A 19622-nucleotide genomic window follows, 5' to 3' on the forward strand; every position below is an offset into this window, starting at 1 on the left:
AGATGTACTTTTGGTTATGTGAATGATACTTTGAGTGAATATCTACCTGAGAGAGCTGTAGAGCCCTGTTTTGAACTCATCAAATCCTATGGAGTTCATTTAAAAATTGTGAATCATAGGGTGACCCGCCATGGAGATTATAGGAAACTACCTGATGGTGGGCATCAAATCACCGTAAATGCCTCGCTAAACTCCTACCGATTTCTCATCACACTGGTCCACGAAATAGCCCACTTGGTAGCTTTTGAGACTTATGGCCGCTACATTAAACCTCACGGAGTGGAATGGAAACAAACCTTTCAGCGTCTGATGCTTCCATTTATCCGACCGGAAATTTTTCCATCTCAATTGCTACCCATTATCGCCAGTCATTTTAAAAACCCTAAAGCGAGTAGTAGTACGGATGCCCGTTTGTCCATTGCGTTAAAAGCTTTTGACCCTGAAGAGCGGAAAAATCAATATGTGTTTGAGCTGCCCATGGGAAGTACATTTCGTTTGTATAATGGAAAGTTGTTTAAAAAGGGCAAAAAACGAATTAAGAGATTCGAATGTGTGGAATTGGCCACAGGCAAAGTATATTTGTTTCAACCCAATGCAGAGGTTGAATTTATAAAGTAATTGCAATTCAGCCATTGACATTGAATTCGAGTAATAACAATTTCCTGTGAAAACAGGAATGGCGAAGAAAACCAACATGAACAAAAACTATTATGCCATTTTGATGGCCGGTGGGGTAGGTTCCCGATTTTGGCCTGTAAGTACATCTTCATATCCAAAGCAATTTCATGATATGTTGGGCACCGGGAAAACACTTATCCAAAAAACGTTTGACCGACTCAATCAATTTGTTCCCACAGAGAATATTCTAATCCTCACTAACGAGCGTTACAATGATTTGGTATTGGAACAATTGCCCATGGTAAAACAGGACCAAGTGGTTTTGGAACCAGCCATGAGGAATACTTCTCCCTGTATTTTATATGCGTCTTTAAAGATTCAAAAAATGAACCCAGATGCGGTTATGGTCGTGGCACCCAGTGATCATTGGATTGAGGACGAGACCGCTTTTGCAAATGATGTAAAACTGTGTTTTGATAAGTGTGAACAGGAGTCTGCGCTTTGCACCCTTGGTATTCGACCCACATTTCCCAATACAGGCTTTGGCTATATTGAATTTGAAAAGAAAGGTGACCAAAAGCTCAAAAAAGTGTCTCAATTCCGAGAGAAACCTGATTATGAAACCGCCAAAGAGTTTCTGGAACAGGGTAATTTTTTATGGAACGCTGGAATATTCATGTGGAGCGTGAAAACGATTGTTGACGCATTTAAAGAATATCAACCTGGTCAATACGATTTGTTTCAAGGTGGGTTTTCTTGCTACAATACCCCTGATGAGACTGAATTTATTCAGGAAAACTATGCCAAGGCCGAGAACATCTCCATTGATTATGCTATCTTGGAACAATCCAAGTCCATATACACCTTGCCTGCCAGCTTTGATTGGAACGATTTAGGCACTTGGGGAGCGTTGTACGATAAATTGGAAAAGGACAACGCGGAGAATGCCATCGTGAATTGTCGGACGTTATTGGTGAATGCCCAAAACAACATGATTAGAACTTCTTCAAACAAAGTTGTGGTAGTGGACGGTTTGGAGGATTACATCATTGTCGATAAGGAGGATGTCCTTCTTATATACCCCAAATCCAAACAGCAGGATATCAAAAAAGTGCTCGATAAAGTAAAGGAGCAGTTTGGAGAAGAATACACATAAGAATGAGTGAGAATTTATTTGCTGGTGACCCACAACCACAAGATAGTGGGGATGAAGTAAAAAGAGATTTTAAAGGGCTTCTGGGTAGTGGTCGAAGGTTTCTTTCGGACCTGTTGGAAATACGCTCCAATACGGATGCCGCAGCTACCAAGGAATCCATTATTGCCGATATCCCATTTAAGGGACATACGTCATGGATTCTTATTTGTTCCATTTTTATAGCTTCCATTGGATTGAATGCCAATTCCACGGCAGTAGTAATCGGAGCTATGTTAATTTCTCCATTAATGGGCCCAATTCTAGGCATGGGCTTATCTCTGGCCATAAATGACATCGATACACTCAGAAGGTCTTTGAAAAACTTCGCTGTCATGGTGGTGCTCAGTGTGGTTACTGCATTTTTGTTTTTCTATTTATTCCCTTTGAGGGATGAATCTTCAGAGTTATTGGCCCGCACAAAACCAGATATTCGTGATGTTTTAATTGCCTTTTTTGGAGGGTTGGCCTTAGTGATAGCACGAGCGAAGAAGGGAACCATCGCTAGTGTTATATTTGGTGTGGCCATTGCCACGGCCCTTATGCCACCATTGTGTACGGTCGGTTTTGGTTTGGCGATTGGGAAACCGGAGTACGCTTGGGGTGCCATGTACTTGTTCATCATTAATACGATGTTTATTGGGTTGGCTACGTTTTTGGTGGTTAAGTTCTTAAGATTTCCAATGGTACGCTATGCCAATTCCCAAAGACGTCGATTAATTGCCAGAGTGGCTTCGGTAGCGGGGATTGCGGTAATGATTCCCGCAGGAATCACCTTTTACCAGGTATTTCAAGAGTCGTTGTTTAAAAAACAGGCTCAGGAGTTTTTAAGAGAGACCATAGAAGTTTATCAATTCAGCACGTCAGGTCGGTATGTAGATAACTTAACCAAGTTAGAGTTTAGGGATGGAGAAACGCCCTTAATAGAATTGGTTTGCATGGGAGATGAATTGATTCCAGAGAATGTAATCAATACCTGGCGCACGCAAAAAAACGAATACTCCAGACTTCAAGATGCGGAATTTCGGATTTTGCAAGGAGGAAGGGATGATTCGGAAGAAAAGTTCAACTACGTCAGTGAGCTTTATGAAAAGAACAAGGCAGAGCTACTGAACAAGGATGAGCAGATTCGTTTGTTAGAGGAAACCGTTGCTGATTTGACCAAAAATGCTTCAAAACGAATACCTTTTGGAAACATTGGGCAAGAGTTGAAAGCCAACTATCAGAACGTAAATCAAATGGGTTTCTCCTATCAGTTACAAACGGATTTCAAGAAAACGGATACTATTCCGGTCTTTGAGCTGAAATGGGACAAAAATGTTCGAAAAAAACAGCGCGAAACTGAACTTAAAAAAATCAATGATTGGTTAAAAATACGTTTGGGCGATACTACCGTTGTGGTCAAAGAAGTGGAACCGTAGTCAGTTTCTTTCCTCTATATACATTTGCCTTACCTTCTTGAACAATTCTGAAGAATAGACAAAATTTGTGACGGCCTCGTTGTCTGTCTTGAAAATCTCTTTGTTGGTACCTTCCCACTCTTTAAATCCATTTTTAAGAAAAATAATCTTCTCTCCAATTTCCATAACTGAATTCATGTCGTGGGTGTTGATTACCGTTGTAATGTTATATTCTCGGGTAATTTCCTGAATTAGATTGTCTATCAATATTGCCGTCTTTGGATCGAGTCCAGAATTGGGTTCATCACAAAACAAGTATTTTGGATTCATTACAATTGCCCTTGCAATGGCTACCCTTTTTTTCATACCCCCAGATATTTCTGAAGGGAATTTTTTATGGGCATCCACCAAATTCACACGTTCCAGCACGAAATCGACCCGGTCTTGCATTTCTGCTCTACTCTGTTTGGTAAACATTTCCAGGGGAAACATAACATTGCCTTCAACTGTCATGGAATCAAAAAGCGCACTTCCTTGAAAAACCATCCCCATTTCTTGGCGCAGGTCTCTTCGTTCGCTAATGGAAAGCTCGGAATAAAACTGTCCATTATAACATATTTGACCTTTTTCGGGTTCAAAAAGTCCCAAAAGACATTTAAGGAACACCGTTTTTCCAGAACCGCTCTGTCCAATTACCAAATTGGTTTTTCCCTGCTCAAAACTCGTGGTGATACCCTTTAAAACGTGGGTGTCTCCAAACGACTTGTGTATATCTTCAACTTGAATCATTAGCCCAGAAGCAATTGTGTGAGAATATAGTTCAAAATAATAATGACCACACTGGTCCAAACAAAAGATGTGGTGCTGGCTTTTCCTACCTCCAAAGCACCGCCTTTCATGTAAAAACCGTGATATGAAGGGATAGTGGCAATAATAAAAGCAAAAACAACGGTTTTAATAAAAGCATAGGTAACATGAAATGGTATAAAGTCTAGTTGAAGCCCCTTCACGAACTCTCCACTTGGAGCATAGCCTCCGAAAGCTCCGGCAATCCATCCACCAAAAATACCAACATACATGGCAAGGGCCACGGCAAAGGGATACATCAACATGGCAATGATTTTTGGAAAAACCAGATAGTTTAACGAATTGACTCCCATCACTTCAAGGGCATCAATTTGTTCTGTAACCTTCATCGTCCCAATACTTGAAGTAATATAAGAACCCACTTTTCCGGCCATGATGATGGAGGTAAAGGTAGGAGCAAACTCTAAAATAACCGACTGTCTAGTGGCAAATCCAATCAAACTTTTTGGAATAAGTGGACTGTTTAGATTGAGAGCTGTCTGAATGGTGACAACTCCTCCAATGAAAAATGAAATGAAAATAATGATACCTAGAGACCCGAATATTAGTTCGTCGATTTCTTTGAGAATCAGGGACCTCATGATTGGCCATTTGGTAGGTTTTTTAAATACTTCCCATACCATGATGAAGTATCTTCCAATCGCTTCCAGATAGTTCATTTGATAAAAATAAGAATATTGCATTGTATTTAACCTTCAATTCAATTTTAAACTGGAATAATAAATAGCTTTGTCATGGTTGTTTAAAAAAGAAACTGTGGGAAAAAACTACTTTCTACTTTTAGTCTTCGTGTTTTTCAGTTGTGTAGGTCTTCAAGCACAGCGTAATAAGAAAAAAACTCCTGAGCCAAAACCTATTGAAGCTGAGCAAGTACCCAAATTAGTTGTAGGCATTATAGTGGAACAAATGCGGTATGATTATTTAACCCGTTTTTGGAACCATTATAGTGAAGGAGGGTTTAAACGATTGATAAAAGAAGGGTTCAATTGTAAAAATCATCACATTAATCACGCCCCTACCAGCACAGCACCAAGCCTTGCATCCATTTATACAGGCGCTACACCTTCTATTCACGGTATCATTGGGAATACTTGGTACGATAAAACCCAAGATATGGAAGTGTACGGTGTCGAGGATAAAGAGTACAGCTCTGTTGGAACATTTTCAAATGCAGGAAAAATGTCGCCTCATCGCATGCTTTCTACAACCATTACCGATCAATTACGTTTGCACACCCAGAAGCAGGGAAAAGTAATAGCGGTCGCTTTAAAGGATGTAGCAGCTGTGCTCTCAGGAGGACATATGACAAATGCGGCCTATTGGTTTGATGGAGGCGAAGTGGGAAAGTGGATAACGAGTTCCTATTACATGTCTCAACTTCCCCAATGGGTTAGTGATTTTAACTCATCTGATGCTATTAAGAAGTATAAAAAGGAATGGAATACCTTAAAGGACATTGGTTCTTACGTTGAAAGTGGTCCTGATAACAACGTCTATGAAACCCCTTTTGAAAATGAGGCAAGTCCAATATTTCCCCATAATACTCCAAGTCTTTTAAGCAAGGAAAAAGATTTTGATGTATTGAAGTACACACCCTATGGAAACAATATCACAACTGATTTTGCCTTGGAAGTCCTAGAAAAGGAGAGTTTGGGTGTTGACAGCACTACTGATTTTTTAGCGATAAGTTTTTCCAGTACGGATTACGTTGGTCAAAAATTTGGTTTGAATTCAAAAGAAATCCAGGATACATATTTACGATTGGATTTGGATTTGGAACGCATGCTTAAAGCTTTGGATGAGAAAGTGGGGGTAGGGCAATATACTTTGTTTTTGACCTCAGATTATGGAGGGGTTCGTGAGCCAGCCTACTTAAGGGACCAAAAGGTCCCAGCAGGATATATTGACCTTGGAGAGATGCGCGGAAAGTTCAATGAGTTTTTGAGGTATAAATACGGGACAACTGATGTGGTACAAAACATTTCTAATTTCCAGGTCTTTTTAAATCACAGGGTGATAGAAAATTTAGATATTGACTTGGGTGATGCGCAAGAAGAAATTGCTTTGGAATTATTAGGGTATGATAAAGTGAACCAAGTATACACAGCATTTCAAATGTGGCAAAATGAATATACCTCGGGTATTCCTTATCTTTTGCAAAAAGGGTATCATCAAAAACGTTCCGGCGATATTTTCCTTGTACCCAAGCCTGGTTTTGCCCAATATGGAAGAACGGATTTTACCAAAGATGCAGCTATGATATATGATACCCATATGCCACTGTTATTCTTTGGAAACGGAATCAAGCAGGGCGCCACTACCAACCGAACCGAGGTTGTGGACATAGCACCGACCATTTCAACTTTATTGGGGATAGCTTTTCCCAATGGGACCACCGGTAATCCAATTGGTGAGGTTTTAAAATAGGACTTTCTAAAAAATCTTAGAAAAGATCCCCTTCCACCGGTGTTTTCTGATAAAACTTCCCTCTTCCTCAGTAACATAACGAGGTGATTGAAGGAAGACAGCTTTGCAGTAACCTTTAAGAACTTGAAAAAGAAGCAATATACTTTTTGCTTGCCAAGCCATTTTGAGCGCAGCTAATTTGGTCAGGGGAAGACCATATCTCATTTTGAATAGTGCTTCACCTTTTGACTGATAACTCTTTTTGCTATATCCATGCCCTGTTGGACGTAAGTGTTTTACCTTAAGCGAGGGGTCCGTATGGATTTCAAAGTCGTGGAATTGAGCTAAAAGAACATCAACAGTGTCCCAACCCACGCCGGGGCGCAATCCCCCTATTTTCTGAAAACATGCATTGAAGTAAAGTTTTATGGGACCACGAACGTGAGATTTATCCGCAATGTTTTCATAGACCCAATTTTCTCCTTTATCGACAAATAGCAGACCGCTGCACATACCCAATTTCCAATTGCCCTGAAAATGGTTCAACATAACTTCAAAGTAGTTAGGTGGGAGAACGATATCGGCATCAAACTTACCTATCAAATCATAATCCGAGGCGTGTTTTAATCCAAAGTTGAAAGCATCCACCACTTTTTTACCGGGAACGTGCTTATTTAAGGACTTATGTTGAAGGACTTTTATCCATTTATGGCTTTTTGCTAATGTTGATGCAATTTCATAAGTATCATCACTCGAGTTATCATCCACTATGATGAGCTCATTTGGTTTTTGTGTTTGGTTCACAAAAGACCCCAAGCATTGGGAAAGATATTCCTCCTCATTATGAGCTGGGATGATAATGCTTATTCGCATAGGCTAGCGCTCGGCGTAAACAATATAATACCTATTGGTAAAATGCCTTAATAGAGGTCTTACCCCTATTTTCTTGGTAGGATTGGTCCATTTTGCGGTATCCTTTATTTTCCATCCCGATTTCTCCAAAAGCCAATCAAACTGCCAATCTTCAAATTCATGGTAATGTCTATCCCATGGATCGGTTTTACTTCGATATGCAGATGAAAACCACAAGCGCATGGGTATACTGGCTACAAGTTTCTTGGACTTGATTTCCTTTAACACATTGAAAGGGGCAACCAAATGTTCAAATATTTCGAAGGCCGTCACCACTTCGGCCTTTGACTGCCTAACACTTGAAAAATCGATATCTAAATCCTCACCTTTGGTATTTTCTACACTAAAACCCTGTTCCCTCATAATATTGGAAAATGGATTATCCACGCCCAAATCCAGAATGGTTTCTGAAACGGGTACATGTTTCTGTAAAAAGGCTAGGGTATGCTTGTATCTTTTGTTTGGAAAGTTGTTCTCGTACATTTAATATCTGTAAACAATGGCATTGATATTCATACCAGCGCCAACGCTTGCAAAGATAACAACATCTCCTTTGTGTACTTCATGTTCTTCTAAATCCCCTTTTCTAACCAAATCAAAGAGGGTGGGGATAGTGGCCACCGAACTGTTGCCCAATTTATGAATGCTCATGGGCATAATATCTTTAGGTGCTTCTTTTCCATAAATTCGATAAAAACGCTTGATGATGGCCTCATCCATTTTTTCATTGGCTTGATGTATGAATATTTTTTTTACATCTTCAATGGAAACACCACTGTCTTCTAAACAATCTGCCATGGCCTTGGGTACGTGGGTGCACGCGAACTCGTAGATTTTGCGTCCATGCATTTTTATGTAACGGGTATCCGAACAGCCTTCTTCATTATAGGTTTTATCGAAAAACAGGAAATAGGCCTCTCCGTTGGCATGCGTAACGGAGGTGTGACTTAAAATCTCTCCCGAAGCATTGTTTTCAATTATGGCCGCACCTGCCCCGTCAGAATAAATCATACTGTCCCTATCATGTTCATCAATTACTCGGGACAAGGTCTCCCCACCAATAACCAAACATTTTTTGGCCATCCCACTTTTGATATAGGCCGAAGCTTGAATTACACCTTCTATCCAGCCAGGGCAGCCAAAAATCGTATCGTAAGCAACGCATTTCGGGTTTTTTATTTGAAGCAGATGCTTCACTCGCGTTGCTAAACTGGGTAAGGTATCTCCCTGACTCTTTCCAACGGTGAGGTCACCAAAATTATGGGCAAAGATGATATAGTCCAGCTCCTCTTTATCAATTCCTGAGTTCTCCAATGCTTTTTCGGCAGCAAGGTACCCCAAGTCTGAGGTTTTCAGTTCAGGCTTTGCATATCGCCTTTCGGCAATACCTGTGATGGATTTAAATTTTTCAATAATAACGGCATTCTCTACCTCAAAGGAAGAACCATCAGTCCCCAAAAAATCATGCTCCAAGAAATCTTCGTTTTTCGTGACTACGGATGGGATATAACTTCCAGTTCCAGTGATACCAATCTTCATATTGAGGTTTTAGTGCTTCTAAAATAACCTCGATTGCACACTATATTATGCATGCATAATAATTTGTATGACGTTCAAGAGGAAACAAATCCAGATTAATAAAAAGTAAAGCGCTGGACTATGGGATAATCCAGTGCTTTTTTTCAATGATAACAGTACTTTATCTAAGCTTCTGCATATGCTTCTATAGGTGCGCAGGTACATATCAAATTACGATCCCCAAAAGCTTCATCTACTCTTCTAACTGTGGGCCAAAATTTGTTTTCTCCTACATATTCCAATGGAAAAGCCGCTTTCTGTCGTGTATAGGGAAACTCCCAACTATCGCTAGTGACCATATTCAAGGTGTGAGGTGCGTTTTTCAAAACATTGTCTGAATCAGCGGGATTGGCCTCGTCAATTTCTTCGCGAATAGCCAACATAGCGTCACAAAATCTATCAAGCTCAGGCAAGCTTTCACTCTCCGTGGGCTCAATCATAATAGTTCCCGCGACAGGAAAAGAGACCGTGGGAGCATGGAAACCATAATCCATCAACCTTTTGGCTATATCGGTCACTTCAATGCCATGTGCTTTAAAAGGTCTACAATCGATAATCATCTCATGGGCCGCCCTACCTCTTTCGCCCGTATAGAGCACATCAAACTTCCCTCTCAAGCGGTCCTTGATGTAGTTCGCATTTAAAATGGCAATTTTAGTGGCATCTGTCAATCCTTGGGTGCCGAGCATTTTTATATATCCATACGAGATAAGGCATGCCAGGGCACTACCCCAAGGGGCACCAGAAATTGCCGTTATGGCCTTTTCCCCCCCTGTTTCGATAACAGGATTGGTTGGAAGAAAAGGTTTTAACTGCTCAGCCACACAAATAGGACCTACGCCTGGACCACCTCCACCATGTGGAATGGCAAACGTTTTATGCAAGTTAAGGTGACATACGTCTGCGCCTATGGTGGCGGGATTGGTCAATCCAACTTGGGCATTCATGTTGGCACCGTCCATATACACCTGGCCTCCATGGTCGTGAATCAACTTTGTGATTTTTATGATAGATGATTCAAAAACCCCATGCGTTGAAGGATAAGTTATCATAAGAGCCGCTAAGTTTTCGGAATGAAGAAGAACTTTTTCTTCCAAGTCAGCGACATCAATGTTTCCTTGATCATCCGTTTTGGTAACCACAACTTTCATCCCAGCCATCACAGCGGATGCAGGGTTGGTACCATGTGCGGAAGCCGGAATGATACAAATATTGCGATGCTCTTCGCCTCTGGATTTATGATATGCCCGAATCGTCATCAATCCAGCATATTCACCTTGTGCCCCAGAATTGGGTTGAAGGGAGGTAGCTGCAAATCCGGTAATCACATTTAATTGTTTTTCCAATTCCTTAAGAACAATTTGATAGCCTTCAGCTTGGTCGAGAGGTGCAAAAGGATGGATATTTCCCCAATTGGTCCAGCTTAGGGGAAGCATTTCAGAAGCTGCATTCAACTTCATGGTACAGCTTCCCAATGAAATCATGGAATGGTTCAAGGCCAAATCTTTGCGCTCCAATTTTTTGATGTAACGCATCAACTCTGTCTCGGAATGATAGGAATTGAAGACCTCATGTTCCAAAAATGGGGTTTTGCGCTGCAAGGAAGCTGGAATTGCCTCATAATGGCCTTGTTCCAAATTTTGAAATTCTGCATCAGCAAGTTTTGCAAAACAGGAAGCTAAGTTCTCTAAATCGGTTTGGGAAGTAGCTTCGTTTATTGAAATGGAAACGGTTTTTCCATTGACTACATTTATATTTATCTCTTTGTCCTCAGCAATGCTTTTCAGTTTTGCACTATCACTTACTTGGACCTCTATGGTATCAAAAAAAGCAGTATTTACTTGAATGCAACCCATCTTCGTAAGACTTTGGGCCAATGCTTTTGTTTGATTGTGTACTTTTTGGGCAATATATCGAAGTCCATTAGGTCCATGATAGACCGCATACATTCCAGCCATTACTGCCAGTAATACCTGAGCCGTACAAATGTTTGAAGTAGCCTTGTCCCTTTTTATGTGTTGTTCACGGGTTTGCAATGCCATACGAAGTGCACGATTGCCATCCGTGTCCTTAGTCACACCAATGATTCTTCCGGGGATATTTCTTTTGTAGTCCTCTTTTGTGGCAAAAAAGGCAGCGTGTGGTCCACCATACCCAAGTGGAATTCCAAAACGTTGGGTGGTACCCACTACTACATCAACACCCCATTCCCCTGGAGGGGTCAATAAAACCAAACTTAAAATATCAGCAGCGACGGCAACCTTAATATCATTTGCCTTGGCTTTTTCTACAAAGGAAGCGTAATCATGAACCTGTCCATGTTTTCCAGGATATTGAAGCAATGCTCCATAAAAATCAGTTGAGAAATCAAATTCCTCATGATTGCCAACTACCAATTCGATTCCTAAGGGATGCGAACGGGTTTCCAGCAAACTTAGTGTTTGGGGCAGTATTTCTTCGGAAACAAAAAACTTAAGAATTCCTTCTTTTTTTTGCTGTCTACTACGAACATCAAAAAGCATGGTCATGGCTTCAGCAGCAGCCGTACTTTCATCCAAAAGAGATGCATTGGCAATTTCCATTCCTGTGAGGTCACAAACCGTGGTTTGAAAATTGAGAAGTGCTTCCAGTCGTCCTTGGGCAATTTCTGCCTGATATGGCGTATAGGCAGTATACCAACCTGGATTCTCAAGAATATTTCTTTTGATTACTGAAGGGGTCAATGATTCATGATATCCCAATCCGATATAGGTTTTGAACGCCTTATTTTTTTCGGATAGCTTCTGGATATGACTCAAAAACTCATGCTCACTTATACCTTCAGGCAAGTCCAAGGGAGATTTTAATCTAATGTCATTTGGAATGGTTTCTTGAATCAATTGTTCCATATTTTCCACTCCAATGGTATGGAACATATGTGGCAAATCTCTTTCAGTTATTCCGTTGTGCCTGGATGCAAACACCTCTGTATTCATAGTCAACTTATAAAGTCCACAAAATTAGCGATTAATTCAATGAAAATGGGCATTTTTGAGCTATAGCCCTTCAAAGTTGTTAACTTTAAATTAACCCTTTAGGGCAATTCCTAAGTTCTGTTTAATGCGCTCACTTCGGACCCTTTTTGACTTTTATTTGGATGCCAGCGTTCATGTGGGTTTGGCGGTTACCGCACTGGTTTTCGTATCTTCTCTTTTGTTAAACATTCCTGTCGAAAAAGCACTATTGGGCTTTTCATTTTTTTCAACTATTGTGTGCTATAACTTTATCAAATATGGGGTAGAGGCCAAAAAGTACCTCATCGTTTCTAAAACGTATCACAGGAAAATTCAAGTATTTAGTTTTTTGAGTTTTGTTCCAGCCGTTTTTTTCGCATCTCAGTTGAGGCAGGAAGTTTTAGTTTCCATTGCTACACTCAGTATATTGTCTGGCCTATATGCCATTCCATTTTTACCCAAAACCAAGAATCTTAGAAACCTTGCCGGCTTTAAGATTTATGTTGTGGCTTTGGTGTGGGCAGGATTTACCGTCTTATTGCCTGTAGTTCAAAACCAAACTCCATTTAGTTGGGACATTGGAGTCATGCTTCTACAACGATTCCTTTTGGTCATCGTTCTAATGCTTCCTTTTGAAATAAGGGATATGGAAACAGATTATAAAGAATTATGGACCATCCCTCAGCTTATTGGAATTCGACGCACCATGGTATTGGGAGTTGTACTTACCTTGCTTTTTGTCCTGCTTACTTTTTTTAAGGATATTCTTGCTGAAAAAGAACTAGTATCCAGGGTTCTATTGGGAGTTGTTTTGATACCCATGCTTCTGGCATCCAAAAAAAAATCCAAATACTTTACGTCTTTTTGGATTGAGGCGGTACCCATATTCTGGGCTATTTCAATTGTAGTTCTTCGGGAATTGTGCTAAGAGAGTTCTTTTAGCTTTTTCTTCATATCGTCTTTGTCATCTTCGGATAGTGTATCCAAACCCGCACGTTCACATAAGGAAGTAAGTTTCTTGTTCTTTGCAGAGAAATCAGAACACTCTTTGCTAAATAGCAAATACACATTGAGTTGCAGCAATTCCCACCAGGTAGCTTCCCCATATTGACTTTTGGTGCAAATTTGCTTTGCCTTTTCAATAGATATTTTCATACGTCTAAAACCATGTTTGATTCATACAACCCATGAGCGATGTACGCGCTCTATGGATCATAACCCATAAATTGGACGGGTTAATTCCCAATTCATTACAAATATCTTCCGTACTCATTCCCTGAATGGTTTTCATCTTAAAAACCAAGGACTGCTTTTTGGGCAATTTGGAAATACACTCTTCAATTGCGAGTCCCAACTCCTCATTTTCAATGGTATTGTCCCCATCCTTACTAAAAGGGTCTGCAACTTGTTCTTCCAGCCAATCACCTTCAGATTCTGACGATGCATTATAATTGATGCGAACCTCAGCCTTTCCTTTGTTGGAGTTGATTTTGCGATAGTGGTCAATCACTTTTCGTTTTAAAATTGCAATTAACCACGTGCGCTCTGCGGCATCACCTTTATAGTTTTTTGCCGAATTTAGTCCAGCAAAAAAAGTTTCCTGTACTAAATCCTTAGCTATTTCAGCATCGCTGACTCTTGCGATGGCATAGTTGAAAAGGTAGTCTGCGTATAAATCTACCCAGCTGTCGGGATTGAGTTTGTAAGCTGCCATATCTGTTCGAAGTCCAAAAATAATGGATTTTAGTTAATGATTTCATGTTTTGTCCATTACAAACGACTTCAAAAAGTATCACGAAATGTTCATGAAATGCGTATTTAGCTATTTGTTAAGATTTTTTGACTGAAATATGCTGCAAAACAAATATGGTAATACTCTAACTAGATAATAAAGGCTACTTTGAACAGCTTATCAGATAATATCCAAAACTTTTCATGTGTAAACCGGATAGTAATGCATAAAAAGAACCTTTTAGATTATGCAAACTTTCTTTCTTTAAAACTTTGTTTCTAAAAAGTTTTTTAAAAACGAAACCTAATATGGCAAAAGGCACATGCAATACGGATGGTGCGACCCTAAATGAAATGTCTTCGGCCTTTATTTCTTTAAATCCAACTAGTTTAAGTTCGCGAACTACCTGATGTATATTACCTAATCTTTCCAAGCTCCAGTGATTACATAATTTTCTATAAGCCATTAGACTTCCAGGACAGAGTTCATCTGCTTCTTTTTTCAAAAAGGCATCTGCAATTACCAATTTCCCTCTGGGCTTTAAGGTGCGATATGCCTCTTTAAACGCTGAAATATGGTGGCCCGAGTGACAAAAACTTTCAATGGCCACGACACCATCAGCAGCGTCAGAAGGTAAAGAAGTATTGTTATAGTTCTGTTTTAGAATGACTCCGTTCATTGAGTTTAAAAGCCTATTGCCTTCTTTAACTTGAAAATCTGATAAGGTAACCCCAATGGCCGAAAGTTTTGGTCTTTTCTTTAGCGCATATCTCATGGTACCACCCATTCCGCAACCTAAATCCAACAAGAGACCCTTTTCGTTATCAAGATTCAACCTGTTTAAAACCTGCTTGTTCATTTCATTGAGCATTTGGTCTCTTTTGAATGGATTTGTTCTAGAAAAATCATAGTAGCCAAAATGCATGTTGAAATCTTTGCTCCAGAATTGATAATCTTCGGTAGCCTCATTATAGAAATCAACAATATCTACGTGACTTCTTAATTTTTCTTCGGTTAAATCATGTTGTTTTTCGAAAATCAAATCTTTCATAACTATAACTTTTAAGAATTTGAATAAATCAGGCAATTATTGATGAGCAACCAAGAAAATACCACTGCAAACAGCACAAATAGGGTATTCATAAGATAGCTTCCTACTTTGAAGAGGGGTTTTTGAGGTATAGTATACATGGGATAATAGGCGATTTGTGTTGCGACCTTACCTACCCAGTACGCTGCGACAAGCCCCGTTAAAGCAATGGAGAGCCGTGTGCCGCTCTGTAAATCTTCTGCAAGGAGAATTGCGATACAGCCAAAAGAAAAATTGAGTCCTTGAATATAGTGACCATAGGTTTTGGCTATTTCTTGATTTAGAGGTTTCAGTTGTTTTACATCCGTATACCAATCAAATACCTTATGCCGTATATAAGGATAAATGAGAGCTGTGAATATTTGACCTATTCCGCCCAGAATAATCAGCCATTGTGGAGTTTCATAGTTCATATTTATATTTTTAAAGTTTCAGAAAATATTGAAAGTATGTATTAAAAAAATTACTTAATGATTTTTAGTAGCGTTGAGCTTACCCAGTTTTGTTTATGATGAATGGCCTTGTTCAAAAGTGAATCAGCTGTTTTGGCCAAATCATGTAAGGCTTTCGTTTGTTTGATGAGTTCCTTGGTTTTCTCAGTACCATCATCTTCTATTGAACTGATTTCCTTAAGGGTTTTGATAACAGGTTGAATTTCCCTGCGATTTCTTTCTTCAGCAATGATACGCGCCAATTCCTGCACATCTTTTTCCGTAGAAAAATACTCCTTGCGCTCACCGGCCCTCAATTCCTTCTTTACAATACCCCAATCAATGAGTTGGCGGACATTCATGCTTGTATTACCTCTGGAAATCTGAAGCTCCTCCATAATTTCTTCGGTGGTCAAGGATTTTGTCGAAATAAAAAGCAAAGCTTGTATTTGGGCCATGGCTTTATTGATGCCCCATAGTGTACCCAGACTACCCCAGGTACTAATGAACTTATCTTTTGCCTCTTGATATTCCATAAGACAAAGATAGCATTATTTTTGTATTTTCAAAAATTATTGAAAGTTTGAAAATATTATGCAGTTCGCTTTATCAACCCCGCACGCTCCAATAAAGGTTCAATTTTAGGCTCTGCCCCACGAAAACGCTTGTATAAAATCATAGGGTTTTCAGTACCTCCTCTGGAGAGTACATGGTTTTTGAATTTATCGGCAACCTCTTTGTTGAAGATGCCATTCTCCTTAAAGTAGGCAAAGGCATCGGCATCCAAAACTTCTGCCCATTTGTAGCTGTAATATCCTGAAGAATATCCCCCTTGAAAAATATGGGAAAATGCTGTGCTCATGCAGGTTTCAGGTGTATCAGGGAACAAGCGGGTCGATTCAAAAGCCTTGTTTTCATGGTCTTTTACGTTTGTAATATCAGATGGGTCTGCGCCATGCCATTCCATATCCAAAAATCCGAAACTCAGTTGGCGCAACGTGGCCATTCCTTCATGAAAAGTAGAAGAATCCTTTATTTTTTGAACCAATTCCATTGGAATCAGTTCTCTCGTTTCATAATGATGTGCGAACAGTTCCAAAGCCTCCTTCTCATAACACCAGTTTTCCATTACCTGACTGGGTAGTTCTACAAAATCCCAATACACTGAAGTTCCAGAGAGGGTTGGGTAAGTGGTGTTGGCCAACATTCCATGCAAAGCATGCCCGAATTCATGGAAGAGTGTAGTTACTTCATTAAACGTGAGCAAAGAAGGTTTGGTTTCGGTCGGTTTTGTGAAATTACAGACGTTTGAAATATGTGGTCTGCTATTTTCCCCGTTTAGGATGTATTGGGATTTATAGGAAGTCATCCATGCACCACCCCGTTTTCCTGGCCTAGGATGAAAATCTGCATAAAAAAGTGAGACCAAATTATCATTGCTATCGTAAACTTCATAGGTTTTTACTTCTTCATGGTATTTTTCAATAGTAAATACTTCCTTGAAGTTGAGGTCAAATAGCTTTTCAGCCACTTTGAAAACACCATCAATTACATTTTCCAATTTGAAATAGGGCTTCAGTTTTTCATCATCCAAATCGAATCTCTCTTGTTTCAACTTTTCGGCGTAATACGCACTGTCCCATTTTTCCAGCCGTTCAATACCATCCAATTTTTTGGCAAATGCCTCCAGTTCAGCAAACTCCTTTTCAGCGGCTGGCTTAGCTTTTTCCAAAAGTTCATTTAAAAAGTCGAGTACTTTTTGGGGTGTCTCGGCCATACGTTCTTCCAAAACAAAATGTGCATGGGACTCATAGCCCAACAGATTGGCCCTCTCATGTCGCAGATTCACAATTTTTAGCACGTTTTGCTGATTATCCAGTTCATCTTCATGAAAACCTTTACTTCCAAAAGCTAAAGAAAGTTCCTTTCTCAATGCTCTGTTCTCAGCATATTTCATGAAAGGGATGTAGCTTGGATAATCCAAAGTCACCAGCCAACCCTCTTTCTCTTTTGATTTAGCTAATTGCGCTGCGGCTTCTTTGGCACCTTCGGGAAGTCCTTTTAGCTGTTCCTCTTCCGCTAGGTGCATTTCATATTTGTTGGTTTCCGCCAATACGTTTTCTCCAAACTTTAGTTTGAGCTGGGCCAATTCCTTATCAATCTCCCGCAGTCTTTTTTTGTCTTCTTCATCCAAATTGGCTCCATTGCGACTAAAACTTTTGTATCGCTTTTCCAAGAGTGTTTTCTCTTCTTCAGAAAGCTCTAGGGAATTATGTTGTTCATATACCGTTTTAATCCTATCGAAGAGAGCTTCATTAAGGGTGATGTCATTACTAAACTCTGATAACAGAGGAGAAATCTCCTGAGCAATTCTTTGGATTTCCTCATTGGTTTCTGCTGAGTTGAGGTTGAAAAACAAGCTAGAAATCCTATCTAGCTGCTGACCAGAAAAATCCAATGCCATCAAGGTGTTTTCGAAGGAAGGAGGTTCTGGATTTTGAGTGATTTGGTCGATTTCCTGTCTTGCACTTTCAATTGCCTGAAGAAAAGCGGGTTTAAAATGTTCGTTTTCTATTTGCTCAAAGGGAGCTTTATCGAAAGGGGATAATAAGGGGTTGCTCATTAAAAAATTTTATAGGGAATAGTTCTCAATCGCAATGAAACTGGCAATTCTATTTTTTGTTTTTTACTTCTTCTGCGCCTTTGATGACTTTTTCTTTAAGGCCTTGTTTGTAGACTTCAATTTTATCTAGTACACACTTGTCCGATGATCCAATAATTTGTGCAGCAAGTATCCCTGCATTTTTTGCACCATTCAGGGCAACTGTGGCAACTGGAACACCTCCCGGCATTTGAAGAATGGAGAGTACCGAGTCCCATCCATCAATGGAATTGCTGCTTTTTACGGGCACACCTATTACTGGAAGAGGTGACAAAGAGGCCACCATACCCGGAAGATGCGCAGCACCCCCTGCACCAGCAATGATTACAGAATAGCCGTTCTTGTGGGCGTTCTTTCCAAAATCAAATAGTTTTTCAGGGGTTCTATGGGCAGAAACAATATCCACATCTACTGGAATATCAAACCCTTTCAGGATTTCTACAGCGTCTTGCATTACAGGAAGGTCACTGGTGCTTCCCATGATTACGGCTACTTTGCTCATATATTATTGACTTACCACTTTAATTAATTCTTTTACTTCTTGTGCCTTGGCCCTGGCTTTGGACATGTCTTTGTCTACAATAGTAACATGACCCATTTTCCGAAACGGGCGTGTCTGCTTTTTACCATACACGTGGGGGGTAACCCCTTCCATTTTCAAAATCTCATTCATATTCTGATAAATAACGTGCCCGGTATGTCCCTCTGCACCCACAAGATTAACCATTACTCCTGCTACCTTACTATCTGTTTTTCCCAAGGGCAGACCCAAAATGGCTCTTATGTGTTGCTCAAATTGATTGGTATAACTTCCTTCAATGCTGTAATGACCACTATTATGGGGTCTTGGAGCCACTTCGTTTACCAAAATTTCATCATCTTGGGTTTGGAACATTTCCACGGCCAAAAGGCCTACATGCTCCATTTGTTTGGATACTTTTAAAGCGACTTCTCTAGCTTTTTCAGCAACTTGATTATCGATTCTTGCTGGACAAATTACGTATTCCACTTGATTGGCCTCGGGATGAAACTCCATTTCCACAACAGGATACGTTTGAATGTGACCTTCCGCATTTCTAGCTACGATTACGGCAAGCTCATTTTTAAAATCTATCAACCGCTCGGCAATACATTCTACATTGGGCAATTCTTTTAAATCATCAAGCTGACGTACAATCTTCACTCCTTGTCCATCGTACCCAAACTGGGCACTTTTCCATACAAAAGGTAACTGCAGTCCTCCTTTAGAAATACTATCCGCAATTTCCGAAGTGTATGCAAATCGCGTAAAAGGTGAAGTGGGAATACTATGATCTACATAAAACAACTTCTGGTTTGCCTTGTTTTGTATAGTACGGAGCGTATGGGATGAAGGATAAACGGTTATGCCATCCTCTTCCAATTTTTCAAGCGCATCTACATTTACATTCTCTATTTCTATGGTGAGGACGTCCACATCCTTTCCGAATGCACAAACGGTATCAAAATCCATTAAATCCCCTTGAACAAATTCATTACAGGCAATTTTGCACGGAGCTTCGGGAGAAGGGTCCATTACCTTGGTTTGAATGTCCCATTTACGGGTTTCGTATAGCAACATTTTGCCCAATTGTCCACCGCCCAAAATACCTAATTTAAAGTTTGAAGAGAAAAAATGCATTGACTTCTTATTCGAATGGAAGCAAAAATACGTCAATTCATGAAAGCGGTAAAAGCCTTGGCCAGAAAGACCTCATAAAAT

At 40.0% G+C, this 19622-nt stretch carries 19 protein-coding genes; 5 read left to right on the top strand and 14 right to left on the bottom strand.

All coding sequences use genetic code 11. The features are described from left to right. The first annotated feature begins 18 nt into the window (after window positions 1-18). The 3 genes from CLV81_RS09975 to CLV81_RS09985 all read left to right on the top strand — a co-directional run bounded on the left by CLV81_RS09975 (window position 19) and on the right by CLV81_RS09985 (window position 3231). On the top strand, window positions 19-618 hold the full coding sequence (locus tag CLV81_RS09975; protein WP_106144998.1) for a SprT-like domain-containing protein: 600 nt from the start codon (window positions 19-21) through the stop codon (window positions 616-618). A gap of 76 nt (window positions 619-694) precedes the next feature. Next, complete coding sequence (locus CLV81_RS09980; RefSeq protein ID WP_106147449.1) at window positions 695-1774, top strand: mannose-1-phosphate guanylyltransferase; 1080 nt, start codon at window positions 695-697, stop codon at window positions 1772-1774. 2 nt (window positions 1775-1776) lie between these two features. After that, window positions 1777-3231 carry a DUF389 domain-containing protein gene (locus CLV81_RS09985; RefSeq protein ID WP_106144999.1) on the top strand — a complete coding sequence of 485 codons (1455 nt, stop codon included), beginning with the start codon at window positions 1777-1779 and terminating at the stop codon, window positions 3229-3231. Here the strand turns inward: CLV81_RS09985 and CLV81_RS09990 are convergent, their stop codons facing one another. Then, window positions 3232-3999, bottom strand: a complete 768-nt coding sequence (locus CLV81_RS09990; RefSeq protein ID WP_106145000.1) for an ABC transporter ATP-binding protein — start codon at window positions 3997-3999, stop codon at window positions 3232-3234. After that, window positions 3999-4736 carry an MlaE family ABC transporter permease gene (locus CLV81_RS09995; RefSeq protein WP_106145001.1) on the bottom strand — a complete coding sequence of 246 codons (738 nt, stop codon included), beginning with the start codon at window positions 4734-4736 and terminating at the stop codon, window positions 3999-4001. Before CLV81_RS09995 ends, CLV81_RS09990 begins: the two co-directional genes overlap by 1 nt. A gap of 97 nt (window positions 4737-4833) precedes the next feature. Here CLV81_RS09995 and pafA point away from each other — a divergent pair, with 97 nt between their 5' ends. Beyond that, complete coding sequence (pafA, locus tag CLV81_RS10000) at window positions 4834-6504, top strand: alkaline phosphatase PafA (RefSeq protein ID WP_106147451.1); 1671 nt, start codon at window positions 4834-4836, stop codon at window positions 6502-6504. Window positions 6505-6510: 6 nt separating this feature from the next. Here pafA and CLV81_RS10005 read toward each other — a convergent pair whose 3' ends face one another. The 4 genes from CLV81_RS10005 to gcvP all read right to left on the bottom strand — a co-directional run bounded on the left by CLV81_RS10005 (window position 6511) and on the right by gcvP (window position 11948). Continuing rightward, a complete protein-coding gene (locus tag CLV81_RS10005) occupies window positions 6511-7356 on the bottom strand; it encodes a glycosyltransferase family 2 protein (protein ID WP_106145002.1) in 846 nt (281 codons plus the stop codon). A 3-nt stretch (window positions 7357-7359) separates the two neighbouring features. Then, a complete protein-coding gene (locus tag CLV81_RS10010) occupies window positions 7360-7878 on the bottom strand; it encodes a class I SAM-dependent methyltransferase (protein WP_106145003.1) in 519 nt (172 codons plus the stop codon). Then, entirely contained in the window at window positions 7879-8934 is a 1056-nt protein-coding gene (locus tag CLV81_RS10015; RefSeq protein ID WP_106145004.1) for a 3-oxoacyl-ACP synthase III family protein, read from the bottom strand. Between the two features lie 164 nt (window positions 8935-9098). Then, entirely contained in the window at window positions 9099-11948 is a 2850-nt protein-coding gene (gcvP, locus tag CLV81_RS10020; protein ID WP_106145005.1) for an aminomethyl-transferring glycine dehydrogenase, read from the bottom strand. A 124-nt stretch (window positions 11949-12072) separates the two neighbouring features. Here gcvP and CLV81_RS10025 point away from each other — a divergent pair, with 124 nt between their 5' ends. Next, window positions 12073-12894 carry a UbiA prenyltransferase family protein gene (locus CLV81_RS10025; protein WP_106145006.1) on the top strand — a complete coding sequence of 274 codons (822 nt, stop codon included), beginning with the start codon at window positions 12073-12075 and terminating at the stop codon, window positions 12892-12894. On the opposite strand, the gene CLV81_RS10030 is transcribed toward CLV81_RS10025, so the two are convergent. The 8 genes from CLV81_RS10030 to CLV81_RS10065 form a co-directional block, all read right to left on the bottom strand. Beyond that, a complete protein-coding gene (locus tag CLV81_RS10030; RefSeq protein WP_106145007.1) occupies window positions 12891-13121 on the bottom strand; it encodes a hypothetical protein in 231 nt (76 codons plus the stop codon). The two genes, CLV81_RS10025 and CLV81_RS10030, sit on opposite strands and share 4 nt — an antisense overlap. 4 nt (window positions 13122-13125) lie before the next feature. Then, window positions 13126-13680, bottom strand: a complete 555-nt coding sequence (locus CLV81_RS10035) for a sigma-70 family RNA polymerase sigma factor (protein WP_106145008.1) — start codon at window positions 13678-13680, stop codon at window positions 13126-13128. 181 nt (window positions 13681-13861) lie between these two features. Further along, window positions 13862-14749 (bottom strand): SAM-dependent methyltransferase, encoded by an 888-nt coding sequence (locus tag CLV81_RS10040; RefSeq protein WP_106145009.1) that lies wholly within the window; start codon window positions 14747-14749, stop codon window positions 13862-13864. Window positions 14750-14760: 11 nt separating this feature from the next. Continuing rightward, a complete protein-coding gene (locus CLV81_RS10045; RefSeq protein WP_106145010.1) occupies window positions 14761-15201 on the bottom strand; it encodes a hypothetical protein in 441 nt (146 codons plus the stop codon). A gap of 50 nt (window positions 15202-15251) precedes the next feature. Then, entirely contained in the window at window positions 15252-15755 is a 504-nt protein-coding gene (locus CLV81_RS10050) for a GbsR/MarR family transcriptional regulator (protein ID WP_106145011.1), read from the bottom strand. 56 nt (window positions 15756-15811) lie between these two features. Then, window positions 15812-17842, bottom strand: coding sequence for a M3 family metallopeptidase (locus CLV81_RS10055; protein WP_106145012.1), 2031 nt, complete (start codon window positions 17840-17842; stop codon window positions 15812-15814). Window positions 17843-17891: 49 nt separating this feature from the next. Next, the gene (gene purE / locus CLV81_RS10060; RefSeq protein WP_106145013.1) at window positions 17892-18383 is read right to left on the bottom strand and encodes a 5-(carboxyamino)imidazole ribonucleotide mutase; all 492 of its coding nucleotides are present in this window, start codon (window positions 18381-18383) and stop codon (window positions 17892-17894) included. A gap of 3 nt (window positions 18384-18386) precedes the next feature. After that, the gene (locus CLV81_RS10065) at window positions 18387-19541 is read right to left on the bottom strand and encodes a 5-(carboxyamino)imidazole ribonucleotide synthase (protein WP_106145014.1); all 1155 of its coding nucleotides are present in this window, start codon (window positions 19539-19541) and stop codon (window positions 18387-18389) included. Window positions 19542-19622 lie beyond the last annotated feature (81 nt).

The sequence above is a fragment of the Flagellimonas meridianipacifica genome (assembly GCF_003001695.1).
GTDB classification, from domain to species: Bacteria; Bacteroidota; Bacteroidia; order Flavobacteriales; family Flavobacteriaceae; genus Flagellimonas; species Flagellimonas meridianipacifica.